We start from the raw sequence: 19,798 nt of genomic DNA on the forward strand, positions 1-19,798 counted from the left end.
GGAACGAATGGGGTGGTTCAGTCGAGTACCAGAACGGCGTCCATTTCCACCTGCGCGGCCTTGGGCAGCGCAGCGATGCCGATGGCGGCTCGGGCCGGATAGGGTTGCTGGAAATAGCGGCTCATGACTTCGTTGACCGTGGCGAAGTTGCCCAGGTCGGTAAGGAAGATGTTGAGCTTGACGATGTCTTTCAGCGAGCCGCCGGCGGCTTCGGCCACTGCCTTGAGGTTCTCGAAGACCTGCACGGTTTGAGCTTCGAAGCCTTCCACCAGCTCCATGCTTTTCGGGTCCAGCGGAATCTGTCCGGACAGGTAGACGGTATTTCCGGCCTTGATCGCCTGGGAGTAGGTGCCGATGGCGGCGGGGGCTTTGTCGGTATTGATGACGGTCTTGCTCATGGAGTGCTCCGATAGAAGAGTGCGGCCCCAGAGGATACGGGCTGGCGCGAGCGGGAAAAAGCCCCGTGGCGAGCGTGGAACAGGCAGGGTCGCTAGGCCTTCATCCGCGTGATGCGCATGACGCCCTTGATGGCGCGCAGTTTTTTGATCACCCGGGCCAGATGCACCCGGTCATGCACGCTGACCACCAGCTGAACGACACTGATACGGCCGTCGCGCTCGTCCATGCCGATCTTCTCGATGTTGCCATCGGCCGCGTTGACGCTGCCTGCCAGCAGGGCGATCAGGCCGCGCTGGTGCTCCAGCTCGACCCGCAGCTCCACGTTGAACTCGCCAGTGACATCCTTGGACCAGGACAGCTGGATGCATTTGTCGGGGTTGTGGCGGACTTCGGCAATGTTTCGGCAGGTATCCAGGTGCACCACCATGCCTTTGCCCGCCGACAGGTGGCCGACGATGGGGTCGCCAGGGATCGGCGTGCAGCACTTGGCGTAGTTCAGTACCAGCCCCTCGGTGCCGCGGATCGCCAGAGGTCCTTCGGCACTCGGCGCCTGCGCGCCGTCACTCGACAGCAGGCGCCGAGCGATGACGTAGGCCATTCGATTCCCCAGCCCGATGTCTTCGAGCAGGTCTTCGATGACCTCCATCTGATATTCGTTGAGCACCGCTTTGATGCGCTCTTGAGGAATGCTTTCCAGGCTGGTTTCGAAGCCGGTAAGTGCCTTGTTCAGCAGCCGTTCGCCGAGATTGATCGACTCCGAGCGGCGTTGCAGCTTGAGCGCGTGACGGATATGCGTACGTGCCTTGCCAGTGACCACGAAATTGAGCCACGCAGGATTCGGTCTGGCGCCTGGAGCGGTAACGATTTCCACCGTACTGCCGCTTTCCAGCGCCTGCGACAGCGGCGCCAGGCGTCGGTTGACGCGACAGGCGATGCACGTATTGCCGACGTCCGTATGCACGGCGTAGGCGAAATCCACCGCGGTCGAACCCTTGGGCAGCTCCATGATGCTGCCCTTGGGCGTAAAGACGTAGACCTCGTCCGGGAACAGGTCGATCTTCACGCTTTCGATGAACTCCAGCGAGTTGCCGGCTCGCTCCTGGAGTTCCAGCACGCCCTTGACCCACTGTCGGGCTCGCGCGTGGGTCCCCTTGGGGGGCTCGTCGCCGTTGGACTTGTACAGCCAGTGGGCGGCGATGCCGTTGTTCGCCATCTCTTCCATTTCGCGAGTGCGGATCTGGATCTCGATGGGAACGCCGTGCATGCCGAACAGGGTGGTGTGCAGCGACTGGTAGCCGTTGGCCTTGGGGATCGCGATGTAGTCCTTGAAGCGGCCGGGCAGCGGCTTGTAGAGACTGTGCACCGCACCGAGTACGCGGTAACAGGTGTCGACCTTGTCGACCACGATGCGGAAGGCGTAGACGTCCATGATCTCGTTGAACGCCTTGCGCTTGCCGCGCATCTTCTTGTAGATGCTGAACAGGTGCTTTTCACGGCCGACTACCTCGCCGTGCAGGCCTTCGCGCTCGAGGCAGTGGATCAGCGACTGCTCGATCTTCTCGACGATCTCGTTACGGTTGCCACGGGCGCGGCGGACGGCGGCGCGGATGCGTTCCGAACGCATCGGGTGCATGGCCTTGAAGCCCAGGTCCTCGAACTCCACACGCATGGCATGCATGCCCAGCCGGTTGGCGATGGGTGCGTAGATTTCCAGGGTTTCCTTGGCGATACGCCGGCGTTTCTCACCGGCCAACACCTCGAGCGTGCGCATGTTGTGCAGGCGGTCGGCGAGCTTAACCAGAATCACGCGAATGTCGCGGGCCATGGCCATGGCCATCTTCTGGAAGTTCTCGGCCTGGGCCTCGGCCTTGGTCTCGAACTTCATCTGGGTCAGCTTGCTGACGCCGTCCACCAGTTCGGCGACGGTTTCGCCGAACTGCGCGGTGAGCGCTTCCTTGGCGATGCCGGTGTCCTCGATGACGTCATGCAGCATGGCCGCCATCAGGCTCTGATGGTCCATGTGCATGTCAGCGAGGATGTTGGCTACCGCGAGGGGGTGGGTGACGTAGGCTTCACCGCTGCGCCGACGCTGGCCGTCGTGGGCCTGCTCGGCGTAGAAATAGGCACGGCGCACCAGGTTGACCTGGTCCGCGCCGAGGTAGGTCGACAGGCGATCGGCAAGAGCGTCTATGGCCGGCAAGAGCTTACTCCTTGCCAGCGGGGCGCTATGGCTGCGGTTCGACTTCGACCTGGCATTTATTCAGAGAGCCTCGTTGGGTTCTTCCTCGTACTGAACGAACAGCGGCTCGTCGTCGACGATATCGTCTTGCGCGATAACGTCGTAGTCGACCAGTCCGGAGGCGATTTCACGCAACGCCACGACGGTCGGCTTGTCGTTTTCCCAGGCCACCTTGGGCTCCTTGCCGCCGGTCGCCAGCTGGCGCGAGCGCTTGGTGGCGAGCATGACCAGCTCGAAGCGGTTATCTACGTTGTCCAGACAGTCTTCAACGGTAACGCGGGCCATGGTGTTCCTCATCAATAACGGTAGAGCATGCCCGAATGGGCGAGCGGACGGGATAGTCTAAAAAATCACCAGCCATTAGGGAAGCGGTAAAACTTCCCGCAAGGCCGCGGCGTGGCCAGCGATTGCCGCATGGCCGAGGGTTGCGGTGGTTTGAGCAGGCTGCGAGCGACGTCAGGCAGGGTGCGAGCGAGAGAGCGGCCTGGCATGCGCATAGCCGGGGATCTTTAGCTCAATGCCCGGCCAGGAACGCTACGACTCAGGCGAGCAGTTCGTCCAGCAGGCTGCGGAAGCGTTGCTGTTGCGAGGCCTGCAACAGTTGGTTGGCGCGGAAAATCGCCTGCAAGTCGATCAAGGCATGGGCGAAGTCGTCGTTGATCACCAGGTAGTCGTACTCGACATAGTGCGTCATCTCGCTGACCGCTTCGCGCATACGTTTCTCGATGACCTCGTCGCTGTCCTGGCCGCGGTTGGTGAGGCGTTGGCGCAGGGCTTCCTGGGTTGGCGGCAGGATGAAAATCGATTTGGCCTGGGGCATCAGTCGGCGAACCTGCTGGGCGCCCTGCCAGTCGATTTCGAGGATCAGGTCATAGCCTTCGTTCAGTGTCTGTTCGAGCCAGCGCTGCGACGTGCCGTAGAGGTTGCCGAATACTTCGGCGTGCTCCAGAAATTCTCCACGCTCCATACGTTGGACGAATTCTTCGCGGCTGACGAAGTGGTAATTGACCCCGTCCACCTCGCCCGGGCGCATGGGGCGGGTGGTGTGCGAGACCGAGACGCGCACGTGCGGTTGCGCATCGAGCAAGGCTTTGACCAGGCTGGTCTTGCCGGCCCCGGAAGGCGCGGAAACGATGTAGAGCGTACCGGTGGAGGCTGACATGTGATTCTCTGTACGGTTGCTGGGATAAAGCTGGCGATGGCCGAGTCGCCACAGGGCCAAGCGTAGTTGCTATTCGATGTTCTGGACTTGCTCGCGCATCTGTTCGATGAGCACCTTGAGGTTTACCGCCGCCTGAGTGCTGCGGGTGTCGATCGCCTTGGACCCCAGGGTATTGGCTTCGCGATTGAGCTCTTGCATGAGGAAATCCAGACGCCGGCCGGCGGCCCCGCCGGACTTCAGCACGCGACGTACCTCGCCGACGTGCGTGACGAGGCGATCCAGTTCTTCGGCGACGTCACTCTTCTGTGCGAGCAGTACCAGTTCCTGTTCGAGCCGTTGCGGGTCCATTTCGACACGCATCTCGGCGCAGCGGTCGAGGATCTTCTGCCGCTGGGCTGCGAGCATGTGTGGGACTTGGGAGCGTAGCGTGGCCGTTTCTTCAGCGATGGCATCGAGGCGCTCGTTGATCAGGCGGGCAAGCTCTTCGCCCTCACGCTGGCGGCCACTCTTCAATTGCTCCAGGGTGTCATGGAACAGCTGCAGCGCGGCGCTGTTGAGGGCCTGCGGATCCGCTGAATCGCCTACCAGAACGCCCGGCCAGGACAGGATCTCGAGCGGATTGAGCGGGGCGGGTTGCTTGATCAGTGCAGCAACGCTTTCGGCCGCGGTGACCAGTTGGCTGGCACGCTCGCGGTCGACCTGCATCGAGCGCCCCGCGGTGTCCTCGGCAAAGCGCAGGGTGCATTCGACCTTGCCACGCGACAGCCCTTTGCGCAGCGCCTCGCGGACCGCGCCCTCCAGGTCCCGGAACGCATCCGGCAGGCGCAGGTGCGGCTCCAGATAGCGGTGGTTCACCGAGCGGATCTCCCAGCTGAGGGTGCCGTGGTCGCCGGCCTGCTCAGCGCGTGCGAAGGCGGTCATGCTGTGGATCATCGGGAAACCCTCGATAGGTGCGAAAGGCGGCAGATTGTAAAGGAAAAACCGGTCATTGGCGCTCGGGCGTCGGGTTAGCTGTCGCGACGCGCTGCGCCGGCAATGCAGGCGAGATTGGGGCGATTGGCTCGGCGGTGGCCCTCATGGCGGTCCAGGCCTCTATAATGGCCGCTACTTACTCCACAAAGCAGGACAAGCCTCATGAAGCGACCCAGTGGCCGCGCCGCCGACCAGCTGCGTTCGATCCGCATCACCCGCAACTACACCAAGCATGCCGAAGGGTCGGTGCTGGTGGAGTTCGGTGATACCAAGGTGATCTGCACCGCCAGCATCGAAAATGGCGTGCCGCGCTTTCTCAAGGGGCAGGGACAAGGCTGGTTGACCGCCGAGTACGGCATGCTGCCACGTGCCACGGGCGAGCGTAACCAGCGCGAAGCCAGCCGCGGCAAACAGGGCGGCCGTACCCTGGAGATCCAACGATTGATCGGACGCTCGCTGCGTGCAGCGCTGGACATGAGCAAGCTGGGCGAGAACACCATCTACATCGATTGCGATGTGATTCAGGCTGATGGCGGCACCCGCACCGCCTCGATTACCGGTGCGATGGTGGCGTTGGTCGATGCGCTGAAACTGTTGAAGAAGCGCGGCGGGTTGAAGGGCGGCGATCCGCTCAAGCAGATGGTTGCCGCGGTGTCGGTGGGCATCTACCAGGGTGAGCCGGTGCTCGATCTGGATTATCTGGAAGATTCGGCAGCCGAAACCGATCTCAACGTGGTGATGACCAGTGCCGGCGGTTTCATCGAGGTGCAGGGCACTGCCGAAGGTGCGCCGTTCCAGCCGGAAGAGCTCAACGCCATGCTCGCGCTGGCGCAAGACGGCATGAAAGAGCTGTTCGCGCTGCAGCTGGCTGCGCTGGCCGATTGATCCGAAGGGGAACGCCATGTCTGATCAGGAATTGATGCCGCAGCCCTCCGCGCAAGCGCGTCAGTGGGCCATGTTCTGTCATTACTCGGCGTTCTTCTGGTTTCTGGTGCCGATGATCGGCAATGTACTGGGGCCGCTGATCGTCTGGCAGTTGAAGAAGGACATGGACCCCTTCGTCGACGAGCAGGGCAAGGAGGCGCTGAACTTCCAGATCACCTTCAGCATTCTGCTGATGATCTGCGGCATGCTGGCCTGGATTCTGATCGGTTTCCCGCTGATGGCGCTGATCAGCGTGGTGGCGTTGGTGCTGGTGGTGATCGCCGGCATCCGCGCCAACGAAGGCAAGCCTTATCGCTATCCGTTCTGCTGGCGGATCGTCAAATAGCTTCAGGCTTCAGGCTTCAGGCTTTAGGCTGAAGCTGGATGCGCTTTGTTCATGCCGACACTGAACCGCCTGCCGCCTTAGAGGCTAAGCGTCCAGTCGTAGTCCACCACCAGCGGGGCATGCTGAGAAAATCGCGGTTGGCGCGGAAGGCGGGCGTTGCGCACGAAGCGACGCATGCCGGAGGTCAGGATCTGGTAATCGAAACGCCAGCCCAGATTGAGCATCTGCGCCTGCTCGGTATCCGGCCACCAGCTGTAAAGATCGCCTTCTCGACTGGCTTCGCGCAGGGCGTCGACATAGCCCATGTTGCCGAATATCTCATCTAGCCAGGCGCGTTCCGGCGCCAGGAAGCCGGTCGTCTGCTGGCAGTCGCGCCAGTTCTTCACGTCCAGCTTCTGATGGGCGACATACAGCGAGCCGCAATAGATGTATTCGCGACGCTTGCGACGTTGCTTGTCCAGATAATGGGCGAAATCGTCCATGAACTTGAATTTCTGATTCAGCTCCTCATCGCCGCCGCGGCCGGTCGGCAACAGCAGGCTGGCGATGCTGACCTTGTCGAAATCGGCCTGGAGGTAGCGACCGTAGCGATCGGCCGTCTCGAAGCCGAGGCCCATGATTACGGCCTTTGGCTGGAGTCGGGAATACAGCGCAACGCCCCCCTGTTCCGGAATTTCGGCGTCGACGGTGTAGAGAAAATAGCCGTCTAGCTGGTAAGCCGGATCGTCGAGTTCTACTACGGAGGCGCGGGTATCCTGCAGGCAGATGACATCGGCATTCTGCGCTTGCAGCCAGCTGAGAAGTCCCCGCTGCGCCGCCGCTTGAATGCCATTCACGTTGACGCTGATGATCCGCATAAATGGCCCCTAAAAACACGTGCGTGTATGATAACCCAAGCTCTTTGCAATTAGCTAAACCAGTGTCTTCCGGGAATATTCTTCATGCAGGCGTACCAGCGCGAGTTCATTCGCTTCGCCATCGAACGCGGGGTTCTGCGCTTCGGTGAGTTCACCCTGAAATCCGGGCGTATCAGTCCATATTTCTTCAATGCCGGATTGTTCAATACCGGCTCCGCGCTGGCTCAGCTGGGGCGCTTCTATGCCGCAGCGGTGGCCGACAGCGGCATCGATTTCGACGTGATCTTCGGGCCCGCATACAAGGGCATCCCCTTGGCTGCGGCGACTGCCATTTCGCTGGCCGAACATCACCAGCGTGACCTGCCCTGGTGCTTCAACCGCAAGGAAGCCAAGGATCATGGCGAGGGTGGCACGCTGGTCGGAGCGCCGCTCTGTGGTCGTGTACTGATCGTAGACGACGTCATCACTGCCGGAACCGCCATTCGCGAGGTCATGCAGATCATCCAGGCGCAGGGCGCGCAAGCGGCAGGCGTGCTGATCGCGCTCAATCGCCAGGAGCGTGGCCAAGGCCAGCTGTCCGCTATCCAAGAGGTGGAACGCGATTACGGGATGCCGGTGGTCAGCATCGTTTCGCTGGCCCAGGTGCTGGAGTATCTGGCGGAGGATGAGCAGCTCAAGCGCCACCTGACGGCAGTCGAAGCGTACCGGGATCAGTACGGCATCTGATGGAGGCCAGCCGCGGCGTGTCCCGAACGGCAGCGGCGATTCGCGCTCGGTTGCGTCCGTGGTTGCAAGGCGGCCCGCTTTGTCAGTATCTGACGATCTGCGGCGGTTCGCTGGCCGCGGATACCGACAGGGTCTCGCCGTGGCATAGTCGACGCCGACGAGGCCTCTTTTACCTGCGCGCCAGGCTGTAAGACGGCGCCGGTTGGTGTGCTTATTGCTGCATGGCTGTGATGGGGCTGGTCGAGCCCTGCGGGAAACCGAGGCGGGCGCTTCGAGTGAATGTGCCGGACATGCCGAATAAGAAAAGAGGCGGATATGCGGATAGGGAGTGGCGCGCTGTTGCTGTTGGGCATGCTGGGCGCAATGGCCGCGCAAGCTGAGCTGTATCGTTACGTCGACGACAAGGGCGTCGTGGTCCTGGACCGGCATGGCGTACCGCCGCAGTACATCGGGCGTGGTTACGAGGTGCTCACTGACCAGGGGCGGGTGACCCGGGTCGTACCGCCCGCCCCGACGGCGCAGGAACGTCAGCGATTGCTGGAGGCGCAGGCCCGTGCCGGTACCGACGCGCAACTTCTCCGCTTGTATGCCAGCGTCGAAGATGTGGAGCGGGCCAAGGCGCGCAAATTGGCCGAGCTCGATAGCGTTCTCGGGATAACTCGCGGCAATCTACAGTCGCTTCGCTCGCAACAGGCCAACCTGCAAAGCCAGGCAGCGAACCACGAGCGTGCAGGTCGCGAGGTCCCGGCGCAGCTGCTGTCACAGATCGACAACCTGCGCAAGGAACAGGCCAGCTTGCAGCGCGATGTCCAGCGCTACAAGCAGGCCCGCAAGCAGGCGGAAATCAGTTTTGCTTCCGAACGTGAACGCGTCGCTGAGCTGCTCGGCCCGTCCAAATAAGGGTATCCGATGTAAAAAAGCCCGGCTTCTCCTGGGAGTGGCCGGGCTTTTTCATGGCTACGTTGTCACTGGGCGATTGGCGGCTTGCGGTTGGTGATCAATGTGCCGACGCCGATGTCGGTGAAGATCTCCAGCAGCACGGCATTGGGCACGCGACCATCGATGATGTGAGCGCTGTGCACTCCGCCCTGCACAGCTTCGAGCGCGCAGCGGATCTTCGGCAGCATGCCGCCATAGATGGTGCCGTCGGCAATCAGCTCGTCGACCTGGGCGGTGGTCAAGCCGGTAAGGACCTGGCCCTGTTTGTCCATGAGGCCGGCGATATTGGTCAGCAACATCAGCTTTTCCGACTTCAGCGCTTCGGCCACCTTGCCTGCAACCAGGTCGGCGTTGATGTTGTACGACTCGCCGTCAGGGCCCACGCCGATCGGCGCGATAACCGGAATGAAGTTGCCGCGAACCAGCATTTCAAGCAGCTCGGTGTTGACGCCAGTGACTTCGCCAACGTGGCCGATGTCGATGATTTCCGGGGACGTCATCTCCGGCGTCTGGCGGGTGGCCTTGAGCTTCTTCGCCCTAATCAGCTTTGCATCCTTGCCGGTCAGGCCGATGGCTGCGCCGCCGTGCTGGTTGATCAGGCTGACGATGCTCTTGTTGACCTGACCGCCGAGCACCATTTCCACCACGTCCATCGTCTGGCTGTCGGTGACCCGCATGCCGTCGATGAAATGGCTTTCGATGTTCAGGCGCTTGAGCAGGTCGCCGATCTGCGGGCCGCCGCCGTGAACCACCACCGGGTTGATGCCCACGGCCTTCATCAGCACGATGTCGCGGGCGAAGCCGGTTTTCAGCTCCTCGCTTTCCATCGCGTTGCCGCCGTACTTGATGACCAGCGTCTTGCCGACGAACCGGCGGATATAGGGCAGCGCTTCGGATAGAACCTGGGCGAATTGGGTGGCGGCTTCACGGCTGAGGGTCATGCAGGGCTCCGCAAATCAGAACGGCAAGGTAAGGTCAGGCGCGACAGTATAAAGCTGCGCGCGGAAGACTTCCTGTATGCGCTTGAGCTCGTCCTCGCTTTCGGCCTCGAAGCGCAGCACCAGCACGGGCGTGGTATTGGAGGCGCGAACCAGACCCCAGCCTTTCGGATAGTCGACACGCACGCCATCCAGCGTGGTGATGTTGGCCTCGCCCCAATGGGCGTCGCGGTGTAGCGCTTCGATGATGGCGAATTTGCTTTCCTCGGTGACCGTGATGTTGATCTCGGGCGTGGAAATGTCGTTGGGGAAGGCGGCGAAGACCTGTTCGGCGTTGCGTTTGTCCTGACTGAGAATTTCCAGCAGGCGCACGGCGCTGTAGATGCCGTCGTCGAAGCCGTACCAGCGTTCCTTGAAGAAGATGTGGCCGCTCATTTCGCCGGCGAGCAGGGCGCCGGTTTCCTTCATCTTCTTTTTGATCAGTGAGTGACCGGTCTTCCACATCACCGGGCGGCCGCCGTAGCCGCTGATCAGCGGTGTCAGCCGGCGCGTGCACTTGACGTCGAAGATGATGTCGGCGCCGGGGTTGCGCGATACCACATCCTTTGCGAACAGCATCAGCAGGCGGTCAGGGAAGACCACGGTGCCGGCGTTGGTCACCACGCCGACGCGATCGCCGTCGCCATCGAAGGCCAGGCCCAGATCGGCATTCTCCGACTTGACCTTGGCGATCAGGTCTTCGAGGTTTTCCAGTTTGCCCGGGTCGGGGTGATGGTTGGGGAAGTTACCGTCGACCTCGCAGAACAGCGGTATGACCTTGCAGCCCAGCGCCTCGATCAGCTGCGGCGCGATCACCCCGGCCACGCCGTTGCCGCAGTCGACCACTACCTTGAGTGGCTTGGCCATCGCGATGTCTTCGCGGACGCGCTTGAAGTAGCTTTCCAGCACGTCCACCTGTTCCGCCTGGCCGACTCCCTCGCTGAGATCGCCAGTCTCGATGCGCTGGCGCAAGGCCTGGATCTGCTCGTTGGCCAGGGTGTCGCCAGCGATGACGATTTTGAAACCGTTGTAGTCCGGTGGGTTGTGGCTACCGGTGAGCATCACACCAGACTTGCCGGCCAGCACATTGGCTGCGTAATAGAGTACCGGGGTGGGCACCATGCCGACGTCGCTGACGCTGCAACCACTGTCCACCAGGCCTTGAATCAGATGCTGCACCAGTTCGGGGCCGGACAGACGACCATCTCGGCCGACCGATACATTCGGCTCGCCTTGGGCCAGGCTCTGGGAGCCGACGGCGCGGCCGATCCAGTAGGCGGTTTCGTTGGTCAGGGTGTCGCCGACCACGCCGCGGATGTCGTAGGCGCGGAAGATGCTAGCGGGCAGCTGGGGGGCTTTAGGGGCACTCATTGCGGTTTCTCGCTCCTTGGGGTCGAGGCCAAGCCAGTCCTGGTCCTCGTCGAGAATGTCGATGTCGAGAATATCGGTGTCCTGGAACAAAGGGGCGCCGTACTCGGTGGTTTGGGCTTGCCCAGCCGCTGACGGCGGCGTGGCCGGCGCTTTGACCGTAGCCGCCGGGGCAGCTCGTAGCGGCAGACGGGTCAGGCTCCTGGCCAGCGCATCGAGCGCTGGCAGGCTCAAAGTCGGTGTTTGGATGGTCTTCCCCGAGGAGAGTTCCTGAACCATTCGCCCCAAGTGCATGACATCTTCACGAAGCCGGCGCTGCTGTGCGTTGAGCACCAGCTGCAAGCCCAGCAACAGGCCACCGAGCGCTGCCAGCGCGGCGACGAGCAGCAGCAGCGCAGACTCCGTCGTGCTGCGTGGTGCGGTGCCGGGGAAAAAACTGAGGGTCCAATTCGGATTGGCCGAAGGCAGGCGAAGTGGCTCGCCAGCTTGGTCGCTGCCACCCCGTTGTGCGAGGACCTGCGCCGGGCCGTTGCCGAACTGCTGGACCAGGCGCAACTGGCCCGCGTCGGCAGGCAATTCTGGCAGCGTGGCCAGCAGCCGCTCCAGGCTTATCACCAGCAGAAGGGTGCCCTCGGCCGGCTGCTCGGGGCCCGGGCGCAGCGCGACGGCGCTGTAGACCAGCCAGCGATTGCCGACCTTGAATGCTTCCGGCGCCGGTGGCTTGCCGGTTTCGGCGCGCTGCAGCAGGTCCAGCGCCGCGAAGTTCAATGGCCCGGGACGTTCGGCGTTCTGGCGGGCCTGACCACGCGCGCTGAGGTGGGCGTCGATGACGCCGTCGCGATAACTCAGCTCACGCTCAGCGGCCCGAATCCGCTCGGGTTGCTCGCTGCGCAGGGCGTCGAGCAACCGAGGGTCGCGGGCCGCGGCGAGGGTTTCGTGCGTCAGCTGCTGCAGCGCTTGTTCGACCGCCGAGGCCTGGCTCTGCCCCCAGGCTTCGGCCAGTTCGGCCGCGTGCCGCTGCTGGATGGACTGATCGGCGAACCAGACCAGCGCGCCCGCCACGACGAGCCCGAGCAATCCCGGTAACAAGCCCGGCGTCAGCGCTTTGAAATCCGTACGGCGACGGCTAGGCGAGGGGGCGGTGTCGGCAGGGTTGAGGACGCCGGCGTCCTTGGCGGTGCGCTTGAAGCGTTTCATGAAGCTCCTCGATTCATCCTGAAAAGCGGGGTTGACTCAGTGGCTGCCCGAATGACCGAAGCCGCCCGCACCGCGGTCGCTGTCGTCGAACTCGCTGACCAGTTCGAACTGCGCCTGGATCACCGGCACCAGCATCAGCTGCGCGATGCGCTCGCCCACGGCGATGTTGAAGTTGGACTGGCCACGGTTCCAGCACGAAACCATCAGTTCGCCCTGGTAGTCGGAGTCGATCAACCCGACCAGATTGCCCAGCACGATGCCATGCTTGTGGCCGAGGCCGGAGCGCGGCAGCACCAGTGCCGCGAGGCCTGGGTCGGCGATATGAATCGACAGCCCGGTGGGAATCAGCAGCGTCTGACCGGGTTCCAGCGTGGTGTCGGCTTGCAGCATGGCGCGCAGGTCGAGGCCGGCGGAACCGCTGGTGGCATAGTCCGGCAGGGGGAAGTCCCGGCCGAGGCGCGGGTCGAGGATTTTTGCTTGAAGTTTGTGCATGGATATCAGGCCTGATGGTAACGGTCGGCGATGAAGGCGATCAGCTGGCGGGCAATATGGCCCTTGCTGGCCTGGCTGAATCGGGTTTCGTGCTGCTGACGGTCGATTACCGTGACGGCATTCTCCTCGCTGTTGAAGCCGATGCTGGGGTTGGCGACGTCATTGGCCACGATCAGGTCGAGGTTCTTGTCGCGTAGCTTGCGCGTGGCGTATTCGAGGAGGTTTTCCGTCTCGGCGGCGAAACCCACGCTGAACGGGCGATCGTCGCGGCCGGCCAGCGTGGCGAGGATGTCGGGGTTGCGGACCATCTGCAGCAGCAGGCCGTCGCCGCTGGTGGGGTCCTTCTTCAGCTTGTGCGGCGCGATCACTTCCGGGCGGTAGTCGGCGACGGCAGCCGCGGCGATGAACAGGTCGCACGGCATGGCGGCTTCGCACGCCGCAAGCATGTCGCGCGCGCTCACCACATCGATGCGTTGCACCCGGTCGGGTGTCGGCAGGAATACCGGCCCGGCGACCAGGGTAACGCGCGCGCCGGCTTCGGCTGCGGCTTCGGCCAGGGCGAAGCCCATCTTGCCGGAGCTGTGGTTAGTGATGTAGCGCACCGGGTCGATGTTTTCCTGAGTCGGCCCGGCGGTGATCAACAGATGCAGGCCGGTCAACAAGCTGCGCTCGAAACAGTCGGCGGCAGCCTGGGCCAGGTCGTCCGCTTCGAGCATCCGCCCCATGCCGACGTCACCGCAGGCCTGGCTGCCGGATGCTGGGCCGAACAGTCGAATGCCGCGTTGCTGGAGCAGCGTGCGGTTGGCCTGGGTCGCGGGGTCGGCCCACATGGCCTGGTTCATCGCCGGGGCCAGTGCCACCGGTGCGTTGGTAGCCAGGACCAGGGTGGTCAGCAGGTCGTTGGCCACGCCTTGTGCCAGACGCGCCATGAGATCGGCCGTGGCGGGTGCGATCAGCACCAGGTCGGCCCAGCGCGCCAGCTCGATATGCCCCATGGCCGCTTCGGCGGCAGGATCGAGCAGATCGAGATGGACCGGGTGGCCGGAAAGGGCCTGGAGGGTCAGCGGGGTGATGAATTCGCGCCCGCCGTGGGTCATCACGACGCGGACCTCGGCACCCTGGTCGCGCAGCCGGCGAACCAGCTCGGCGCTCTTGTACGCGGCGATGCCGCCGCCGACGCCCAGGACGATGCGTTTACGATAAAGCCGCTGCATAGGCCTGCCTTGTTGCGGGTGAGAACTGGTTCCGGCCATGGCCGGCGACCGCGGTTAAAAGGCCGCTAAGATAGCACAGGGCCCAGAGGGAACTAGGGCGTGCTCAACAGGGAGAAAACATGAGCATTCGTGACTGGCCGGCGGCGGAAAGACCGCGGGAAAAACTGCTTGAACAAGGTGCCGCGGCACTCTCGGATGCAGAGCTGCTGGCGATTTTTCTGCGCACCGGGGTCGCCGGCAAGAGTGCGGTCGATCTGGCGCGGCATCTGCTGAATGAGTTCGGCAGCCTGCGCGCACTGCTGGAGAGCGATCTCACGTTATTCAGCACGCACCTCGGGCTCGGGCCGGCGAAGTTCGCCCAGCTACAAGCGGTGCTGGAAATGGCGCGGCGGCACCTGGCCGAGCGCATCCGCCGCGATTCGGCCCTGGAAAGCCCGCAGGCCGTGCGCGATTACCTCAAGGCGCGGTTACGGCACGAACCGCACGAGCTGTTCGCTTGCCTTTTCCTCGATGCCAAGCATCGTGCCCTGGCCTTCGAGGTGCTGTTCCACGGCACCATCGACGGCGCCAGCGTCTACCCTCGGCAGGTGGTCAAGCGGGCCCTTGCGCAGAATGCTGCAGCGGTGATCCTGACCCACAACCATCCCTCCGGTGTCGCCGAACCAAGCCAGGCGGACAGGCAGCTGACGCGCAGGCTGACCGATGCGCTGGCGCTGATCGACGTGCGCGTGCTCGATCATTTCATCGTCGGGGACGGCGAACCCTTGTCCATGGCCGAACACGGCTGGATCTGAACGCCACCGCTCATGCCAGCAGCGGTATCAGCAACAGCGGCAGCAACACGCTGAGCACGAAACGACCGTTCCATCCCACCGCGATGCGCCAGGGCGACAGCTGGGCATGGCGTGCCAGCAACAGCGCGGAGGGCCCGTAGGGTGAAAGCAGCATGGCCAAGGAAAAGCCGAACAGCAGCGCCACGGCCGGCTGCATCACGGCCAGCCCCTGGCTCGCCAGTTGCGCCAGCAGCGCAGCGCAGAGGTTCAACGAGATCAGCGGCGCAACGCCGAGCAGCGCCAGCGCGATGACCGCCAGGGCGCCACAGGTGCCCAGCGCGAACAGCGCCAGCGGCGTATTGCCGAGCTGATCGGCCAGGTGATGCACCGGCAACACGGCGGCGACCAGCCCGGCGAGCAGCGCCGAGCTGGCAAAGATGAAGGTCTCGTTGCGCATGCCGACGAGGGTGTCGCGTACTTCGCCGAACACCTTCACCGGCGCGGTGCCCTGCCAGAGCAGAATGACGATCACCGCGCTCGGCACCAGCAGAATCGCGGCCTGGGTCGCGGACAGCCAGGTCAGCGCCGCCAGCAAGGCGATCAGCAAGACACCGATCAGGCTGCCGATGAGCAATCCGCGCAGGCTGCCGCTGGTCTTGCCTGAGCCGTCCCCGGCTTCGATGCGTGAATGTTCGACCAATTGCTGCAAACGCCGGTTTTCGGTCGGCCAGCCGAACAGCAGCAGGATCGCACCGCCGAGCAGCCCGAACGGCAGCAGCGCGCCCCAACTCAGGCCAGGCAGTTCGCGGGTCAGAATCGCCACGGCGACGCTGGTTGGCGCCAGCAGCGGCACCAGGGCAAAACCGCGCAGCGCGGTCACCATCACGCCGCGTCGGCCTTCGCGGCGCTGGCCATCGGTGTAGGGCCGGCGTGCGAGGTGATTTTCCAGCGATCCGCAGATCAGGTTGAGCATGCCGAAACTGAGCACCGAGCTGATCGCGAAGGTGCTCATCAGGTAACCGGGGTAGAGCCAGGCCCGCGGCCCGGCCAGAAGGATCCGATGCAGTTCGCTGAGTTGTTCGAGACGCCTGACCAGGCAATGCATCAGGCCCAGCGCACCGATGAAGGCGCCGTAATAGGCCGCCGCCGACAACAGGCGCGCTGCCTGCTGCCAGTTCGCCATGCCCGACAACAGCCAATAACCGAGCACCATCAGGGTGACCAGTCCGAGCCGCTGCGGATAGGGCATCAGCGAGCGCCAATGCCAAACGAAGAACAGCACCAGCAGAGCGCCGCTGGCGACGCTCAACGCCTGTAGCCGGGTCAGCAATGCCAGCAGCTCGAAGAGCAACGCCAGCGGCAGTAGCGCGGTCATCTAGGCGGGCAACTCGCGGCGGCGTGCGCCGCGCTTGAATACCCCTTCGCCGAAGGCAATCAGCCGGTCCTGTTCGTCCAGCAGATCGCAACTGGCCATGAATACCTTCTGACCGGCGGAGCGGCAGCGCGCCAGCGCTCTGATGCGGCTGCCCGCGGCGGCCGGCTGGCTGAAGTTGATGTTCATCGACAAGGTCATCGCGACGCGCCGATCGGCGGGATCGGCTTCCCAGGTACCGCTCAGGCCCATGGCCACGTCCATCAGGGTGGCCATCACCCCGCCGTGCATGTTGCTGGCGTTGTTCAGATGCCGTGGCAGCAGATCGAGCGCGAGTGTGGCGTGCTCCGGCCCGTAGGCCAGCAACTCGCAGCCGACGTCCTGGAAAAAACCGGTCACCGAAGCGTGGACCTGCTGCAGCTGGGCGGGAGAATAGTCGGACATGGCGGCGACGTTCGGTTGCGGGTGGCTTGCTAAGGAGACTGGCAGTCTTTAGGCTCTCGGTCAATAAAGGCGGAATGTTATTTCGCACAGCGAAACATGGTTTGATCACGAACAGTCGCAACATGACTCATCGAGGAGGTTCGCATGTTTTCCCGTATCGGCATCATCGGCGCCGGCGCCATGGGGCGCGGCATCGCGCAATTGTTCGCCAGCGCTGGTCAGCAGGTCTGGCTGTACGACAGTCGTCCGGAAACCATCGACCAGGCGCTGCAGTTCAATCGCGAACTGCTTGAGCGCAATGTCGCCAAAGGCCGGCTGGCGGCCGATGAGTTGCCAGCGATCCTGGGTCGGATGCAGCCGGCTCATCAGCTTTCAGAGCTGTCCGGCTGCGACCTGCTGATCGAGGCCATCGTCGAGAACCTCGAAGCCAAGCAGCAGCTGTTCGTCGAGCTGGAAGGACTGGTTGCCGCCGATGCGGTGCTGGCGACCAACACCTCTTCACTGTCGGTGACCCGCATCGCCAGTGCCTGCGCACGTCCAGAGCGGGTCGCCGGGTATCATTTCTTCAATCCGGTGACCTTGATGAAGCTGGTCGAGGTGGTGCGTGGCGAGCGCACCGATGCGTCGGTCATCGAGCGACTGGTGCAACTGGCCGAGCAGGCCGGGCACTTCCCCGCGATCACCCCCGACACGCCCGGTTTCCTGGTCAATCACGCCGGCCGCGCCTATGGCACGGAGGCGCAGCGCATTCTCAGCGAGGGCATCGCCACACCGGAACAGATCGACCGCATCGTGCGTGATGGTCCCGGCTTTCGCATGGGCCCGTTCGAGTTGTTCGACCTGACCGGCCTGGACATCTCCCACGCGGTGATGGAATCGGTACACGACCAGTTCTATTACGACCCGCGGTATACGCCGTCCTATCTGGCGGCGCAGCGGGTCGCGGCTGGGCTGCTCGGGCGCAAGACCGGGCAGGGCTTCTATCGCTATGAAAATGGCCAACAGATCCGTACCCCCGAGCCTCGCTTCGAGCCGGTCACGATCGACCGGCCGTTCTGGCTCGACAGCCTCGAGCCTGAAGTGCGCAGCCAGATCGGCGCGGTGCTGCGGCAAGCCGGTGCCGTGCTGGAAGACGGCAGCGAACCGTCCAGCGAGGCGATCTGCCTGATCACGCCGCTGGGCGAGGATGCCAGCAGCTGCATCGAGCGCCTGGGGCTGCCGGCGGTGCGTACCCTTGCTCTGGACCTGTTCAGCGATCTCGACAAGCGCCGCGTACTGATGCGCCAGCCGGCGCTGGACCCGGCACTCGAGGCGCAGGCGCGCCAGGTGCTGAGTGCCGATGGCGTGCCGGTGGAGGTGATCAACGACTCACCTGGCTTCGTCAGCCAGCGGATCATCGCCAGCATCGTCAATCTGGGCTGCGAAATTGCCCAGAAAGGCATCGCCTCGCCCGAGACGCTCGACCGTGCGGTGACCGTTGCACTCGGCTACCCGAAGGGCCCGCTGGGGTTCGCCGAGCATTACAATCCAGCCCGGATCCTCAGCATTCTCGAGGGCATGCAGGTCTGCTACGGCCATGAGCCGCGTTACCGCCCGAGCCCCTGGCTGCGGCGACGGGTGCAGCTCGGCCTGCCGTTGACGGCGCCGGACGCCGCGCGCGGGTAGGAAGTGCGCGCACCTGTCGCGGTGCCGAGCGGGGCTTAAGCTCGGCAGGCGCTGGCCGTTAACCCGGTAATTCCACCCTGTGCGACCAAGGAACCATGTTCATTGGCGGCACGGGTGGTAAAACGTCTTCCTTACCGGATGAAAAACAAGAGGCCATCGATGCGCCCCGCCTTCCGCACTCACCCCAAGGCCTGCCTGTTGCACGCGGTGTCCCTGTTCGGGCTGCTGCTGTTTCATGGCTGGATGGAATTGCCGTTCTACCTGACCGCACTCTCCGTTCTGCTGCTTGGCCTGTGGCCCTGGCTGGGGCCGTGGCGCGCCGAAGCCGAGGCGCCTGCGGCTGATTCCGCCGCGCAAAACTCCGCCGCGTTGAGCAAGAGCCTGTCTCGCCACACCTGTCACAACGCCCTTTCGGCGGCTCAGGTGTCATTCAGTGCCGAGCAACTGGCCGCACGGCTGCAATCGCAGCTGGTGGCTATCGATGAAATCGCCTCCGGTGCCGAAGCGATGACCGCGACCGAGCAGCACAGCGCCGCCAGCGCCCAGCAGACGCTGGAAGCCGCTGAAGCTGTGCGGCGCAGTAGCGAAGCCGGACGTGCCGAACTGCAGCACGCCAACGAGCGCATGCAGCAGCTCAGCGCGCAGACCGAAGCCAGTCGCGCCCTGCTCGACGGGCTTGCCGCGCGCACCGAAGAGATCCGCCAGATCACCGACGTGATCCAGTCCATTGCCAGCCAGACCAATCTGCTGGCGCTCAACGCCGCCATCGAGGCCGCCCGCGCCGGTGAGGCCGGGCGCGGTTTCGCCGTGGTGGCGGACGAGGTACGCAATCTCGCTGGGCGTACCAGCAGCGCGACCGAGGAGGTCGGGCGAATGGTCAGCGATATCCGTGAGCAAAGCGCGGCGGTGGTCAGCCACATTCGTAAACAGGCCAGCGAGCTCGACGAAGCGGCGGCGCAGGTTGCCGGCACTGGCGTTCAGCTCAGCACCATCGCGGAGCTCGCCGGTAACGTCGAAACCCAGGTCGCGGAGATCGCTTCCGGTACGGCCAGCAATCACGAGCGGCTGGCGCAACTGTTCGTGGCCTTGGAACAGCTGCGTGGCGATGCGCTGCAGAGTGAGGGCCAGACCCGCCAACTGGAGCAGGCGGCCGGGACCCTCGTCGATCAGGCGGAAACGGTCAGCGAGCAGCTTGCCGAAGTGCAGCTCGACGACTATCACCAGGGCATCTTCGATCTGGCGCGGGAAGGGGCTGCGGCCATCGCGGCGCGCTTCGATGCAGACCTCCAGGCCGGCCGACTGAGCGTCGACGATCTATTCGACCGCAATTACCAGGCGCAGCCGGGCACCAATCCGACCCGCTACAGCACCCGCTTCGACCGTTACGCCGACGAGGTACTGCCGCAGATCCAGGAACCCCTGCTTGCACGTAACGACGCGCTGGTCTACGCCATCGCCACCACGCCGGAAGGTTATGTGCCAACCCACAACCGGGCATTCAGCCAGCCGCCGGTCGGCGACCCGGAGATCGACAAGGTCAAGAGTCGCAGCAAGCGGCTGTTCAACGACCGCACCGGTGCTCGCTGCGGCAGCCACCAGCGCAAAGTGCTGCTGCAAACCTACAGCCGTGATACCGGCGAGCTGATGCACGACATTTCGGTGCCGATCATGGTGGCCGGTCGACATTGGGGCGGGCTACGCCTGGGCTACCGTCCGGAGCCTTAGCGAGCCG

General features: G+C 63.8%; 19 protein-coding genes. 7 read left to right on the plus strand and 12 right to left on the minus strand.

Annotated elements, in window-relative coordinates; translation table 11 throughout:
- Window positions 1-17: 17 nt before the first annotated feature.
- The 5 genes from KCX70_RS01975 to KCX70_RS01995 all read right to left on the minus strand — a co-directional run bounded on the left by KCX70_RS01975 (window position 18) and on the right by KCX70_RS01995 (window position 4,733).
- Window positions 18-398, minus strand: coding sequence for a RidA family protein (locus KCX70_RS01975; protein WP_021207193.1), 381 nt, complete (start codon window positions 396-398; stop codon window positions 18-20).
- Window positions 399-490: 92 nt separating this feature from the next.
- Window positions 491-2,599 carry a bifunctional GTP diphosphokinase/guanosine-3',5'-bis pyrophosphate 3'-pyrophosphohydrolase gene (gene spoT / locus KCX70_RS01980; protein WP_021207192.1) on the minus strand — a complete coding sequence of 703 codons (2,109 nt, stop codon included), beginning with the start codon at window positions 2,597-2,599 and terminating at the stop codon, window positions 491-493.
- Window positions 2,600-2,659: 60 nt separating this feature from the next.
- Window positions 2,660-2,923 carry a DNA-directed RNA polymerase subunit omega gene (rpoZ, locus tag KCX70_RS01985; protein WP_021207191.1) on the minus strand — a complete coding sequence of 88 codons (264 nt, stop codon included), beginning with the start codon at window positions 2,921-2,923 and terminating at the stop codon, window positions 2,660-2,662.
- 256 nt (window positions 2,924-3,179) lie between these two features.
- On the minus strand, window positions 3,180-3,800 hold the full coding sequence (gene gmk, locus KCX70_RS01990) for a guanylate kinase (RefSeq protein WP_212619128.1): 621 nt from the start codon (window positions 3,798-3,800) through the stop codon (window positions 3,180-3,182).
- Between the two features lie 69 nt (window positions 3,801-3,869).
- Entirely contained in the window at window positions 3,870-4,733 is an 864-nt protein-coding gene (locus KCX70_RS01995) for a YicC/YloC family endoribonuclease (RefSeq protein WP_021207189.1), read from the minus strand.
- A gap of 201 nt (window positions 4,734-4,934) precedes the next feature.
- Here KCX70_RS01995 and rph point away from each other — a divergent pair, with 201 nt between their 5' ends.
- Window positions 4,935-5,657 (plus strand): ribonuclease PH, encoded by a 723-nt coding sequence (gene rph, locus KCX70_RS02000; protein ID WP_102846420.1) that lies wholly within the window; start codon window positions 4,935-4,937, stop codon window positions 5,655-5,657.
- A gap of 16 nt (window positions 5,658-5,673) precedes the next feature.
- Entirely contained in the window at window positions 5,674-6,042 is a 369-nt protein-coding gene (locus KCX70_RS02005) for a DUF4870 domain-containing protein (RefSeq protein WP_021207187.1), read from the plus strand.
- 77 nt (window positions 6,043-6,119) lie between these two features.
- Here KCX70_RS02005 and KCX70_RS02010 read toward each other — a convergent pair whose 3' ends face one another.
- Window positions 6,120-6,899 (minus strand): exodeoxyribonuclease III, encoded by a 780-nt coding sequence (locus KCX70_RS02010; protein WP_021207186.1) that lies wholly within the window; start codon window positions 6,897-6,899, stop codon window positions 6,120-6,122.
- An 84-nt stretch (window positions 6,900-6,983) separates the two neighbouring features.
- Here KCX70_RS02010 and pyrE point away from each other — a divergent pair, with 84 nt between their 5' ends.
- Together pyrE and KCX70_RS02020 are read left to right on the plus strand one after the other, a co-directional pair.
- Window positions 6,984-7,625, plus strand: a complete 642-nt coding sequence (pyrE, locus tag KCX70_RS02015; protein WP_102851644.1) for an orotate phosphoribosyltransferase — start codon at window positions 6,984-6,986, stop codon at window positions 7,623-7,625.
- 315 nt (window positions 7,626-7,940) lie between these two features.
- Window positions 7,941-8,525: a DUF4124 domain-containing protein gene (locus tag KCX70_RS02020; protein WP_207765138.1), complete on the plus strand. Its 585-nt coding sequence runs from the start codon at window positions 7,941-7,943 to the stop codon at window positions 8,523-8,525.
- A gap of 65 nt (window positions 8,526-8,590) precedes the next feature.
- Here KCX70_RS02020 and argB read toward each other — a convergent pair whose 3' ends face one another.
- The 4 genes from argB to coaBC form a co-directional block, all read right to left on the minus strand.
- Window positions 8,591-9,505 carry an acetylglutamate kinase gene (gene argB, locus KCX70_RS02025; protein ID WP_102851643.1) on the minus strand — a complete coding sequence of 305 codons (915 nt, stop codon included), beginning with the start codon at window positions 9,503-9,505 and terminating at the stop codon, window positions 8,591-8,593.
- A gap of 15 nt (window positions 9,506-9,520) precedes the next feature.
- Window positions 9,521-10,912, minus strand: a complete 1,392-nt coding sequence (gene algC / locus KCX70_RS02030) for a phosphomannomutase/phosphoglucomutase (RefSeq protein ID WP_202961919.1) — start codon at window positions 10,910-10,912, stop codon at window positions 9,521-9,523.
- Window positions 10,913-12,142: 1,230 nt separating this feature from the next.
- A complete protein-coding gene (gene dut, locus KCX70_RS02035) occupies window positions 12,143-12,598 on the minus strand; it encodes a dUTP diphosphatase (protein ID WP_212619129.1) in 456 nt (151 codons plus the stop codon).
- Window positions 12,599-12,603: 5 nt separating this feature from the next.
- Window positions 12,604-13,812 (minus strand): bifunctional phosphopantothenoylcysteine decarboxylase/phosphopantothenate--cysteine ligase CoaBC, encoded by a 1,209-nt coding sequence (gene coaBC / locus KCX70_RS02040; RefSeq protein ID WP_021207180.1) that lies wholly within the window; start codon window positions 13,810-13,812, stop codon window positions 12,604-12,606.
- A 119-nt stretch (window positions 13,813-13,931) separates the two neighbouring features.
- Here coaBC and radC point away from each other — a divergent pair, with 119 nt between their 5' ends.
- Window positions 13,932-14,606 (plus strand): RadC family protein, encoded by a 675-nt coding sequence (radC, locus tag KCX70_RS02045; RefSeq protein WP_102851640.1) that lies wholly within the window; start codon window positions 13,932-13,934, stop codon window positions 14,604-14,606.
- 10 nt (window positions 14,607-14,616) lie between these two features.
- On the opposite strand, the gene KCX70_RS02050 is transcribed toward radC, so the two are convergent.
- Together KCX70_RS02050 and KCX70_RS02055 are read right to left on the minus strand one after the other, a co-directional pair.
- Window positions 14,617-15,960, minus strand: coding sequence for a hypothetical protein (locus KCX70_RS02050; RefSeq protein ID WP_212619130.1), 1,344 nt, complete (start codon window positions 15,958-15,960; stop codon window positions 14,617-14,619).
- A complete protein-coding gene (locus KCX70_RS02055; RefSeq protein WP_102846422.1) occupies window positions 15,961-16,401 on the minus strand; it encodes a PaaI family thioesterase in 441 nt (146 codons plus the stop codon). It abuts the gene before it with no gap.
- A 144-nt stretch (window positions 16,402-16,545) separates the two neighbouring features.
- On the opposite strand from KCX70_RS02055, the gene KCX70_RS02060 reads away from it, so the two are divergent.
- Together KCX70_RS02060 and KCX70_RS02065 are read left to right on the plus strand one after the other, a co-directional pair.
- Window positions 16,546-18,066 carry a 3-hydroxyacyl-CoA dehydrogenase gene (locus KCX70_RS02060; RefSeq protein ID WP_212619131.1) on the plus strand — a complete coding sequence of 507 codons (1,521 nt, stop codon included), beginning with the start codon at window positions 16,546-16,548 and terminating at the stop codon, window positions 18,064-18,066.
- A gap of 159 nt (window positions 18,067-18,225) precedes the next feature.
- Entirely contained in the window at window positions 18,226-19,791 is a 1,566-nt protein-coding gene (locus KCX70_RS02065; RefSeq protein ID WP_212619132.1) for a methyl-accepting chemotaxis protein, read from the plus strand.
- The last annotated feature ends 7 nt before the right edge of the window (window positions 19,792-19,798 follow it).

This window comes from Stutzerimonas stutzeri (assembly GCF_018138085.1).
Classification (GTDB): domain Bacteria; phylum Pseudomonadota; class Gammaproteobacteria; order Pseudomonadales; family Pseudomonadaceae; genus Stutzerimonas; species Stutzerimonas stutzeri_AI.

Coding starts and splice junctions, on each gene's coding strand:
- coaBC (WP_021207180.1), bottom strand. CDS start 13,812: ATGCAGCGGCTTTATCGTAAACGCATCGTCCTGGGCGTCGGCGGCGGC.
- KCX70_RS02005 (WP_021207187.1), top strand. CDS start 5,674: ATGTCTGATCAGGAATTGATGCCGCAGCCCTCCGCGCAAGCGCGTCAG.
- radC (WP_102851640.1), top strand. CDS start 13,932: ATGAGCATTCGTGACTGGCCGGCGGCGGAAAGACCGCGGGAAAAACTG.
- KCX70_RS02060 (WP_212619131.1), top strand. CDS start 16,546: ATGTTTTCCCGTATCGGCATCATCGGCGCCGGCGCCATGGGGCGCGGC.
- pyrE (WP_102851644.1), top strand. CDS start 6,984: ATGCAGGCGTACCAGCGCGAGTTCATTCGCTTCGCCATCGAACGCGGG.
- gmk (WP_212619128.1), bottom strand. CDS start 3,800: ATGTCAGCCTCCACCGGTACGCTCTACATCGTTTCCGCGCCTTCCGGG.
- KCX70_RS02055 (WP_102846422.1), bottom strand. CDS start 16,401: ATGTCCGACTATTCTCCCGCCCAGCTGCAGCAGGTCCACGCTTCGGTG.
- KCX70_RS02010 (WP_021207186.1), bottom strand. CDS start 6,899: ATGCGGATCATCAGCGTCAACGTGAATGGCATTCAAGCGGCGGCGCAG.
- KCX70_RS01995 (WP_021207189.1), bottom strand. CDS start 4,733: ATGATCCACAGCATGACCGCCTTCGCACGCGCTGAGCAGGCCGGCGAC.
- algC (WP_202961919.1), bottom strand. CDS start 10,912: ATGAGTGCCCCTAAAGCCCCCCAGCTGCCCGCTAGCATCTTCCGCGCC.
- KCX70_RS01975 (WP_021207193.1), bottom strand. CDS start 398: ATGAGCAAGACCGTCATCAATACCGACAAAGCCCCCGCCGCCATCGGC.
- rpoZ (WP_021207191.1), bottom strand. CDS start 2,923: ATGGCCCGCGTTACCGTTGAAGACTGTCTGGACAACGTAGATAACCGC.
- rph (WP_102846420.1), top strand. CDS start 4,935: ATGAAGCGACCCAGTGGCCGCGCCGCCGACCAGCTGCGTTCGATCCGC.
- dut (WP_212619129.1), bottom strand. CDS start 12,598: ATGCACAAACTTCAAGCAAAAATCCTCGACCCGCGCCTCGGCCGGGAC.
- KCX70_RS02020 (WP_207765138.1), top strand. CDS start 7,941: ATGCGGATAGGGAGTGGCGCGCTGTTGCTGTTGGGCATGCTGGGCGCA.
- KCX70_RS02065 (WP_212619132.1), top strand. CDS start 18,226: ATGCGCCCCGCCTTCCGCACTCACCCCAAGGCCTGCCTGTTGCACGCG.
- argB (WP_102851643.1), bottom strand. CDS start 9,505: ATGACCCTCAGCCGTGAAGCCGCCACCCAATTCGCCCAGGTTCTATCC.
- KCX70_RS02050 (WP_212619130.1), bottom strand. CDS start 15,960: ATGACCGCGCTACTGCCGCTGGCGTTGCTCTTCGAGCTGCTGGCATTG.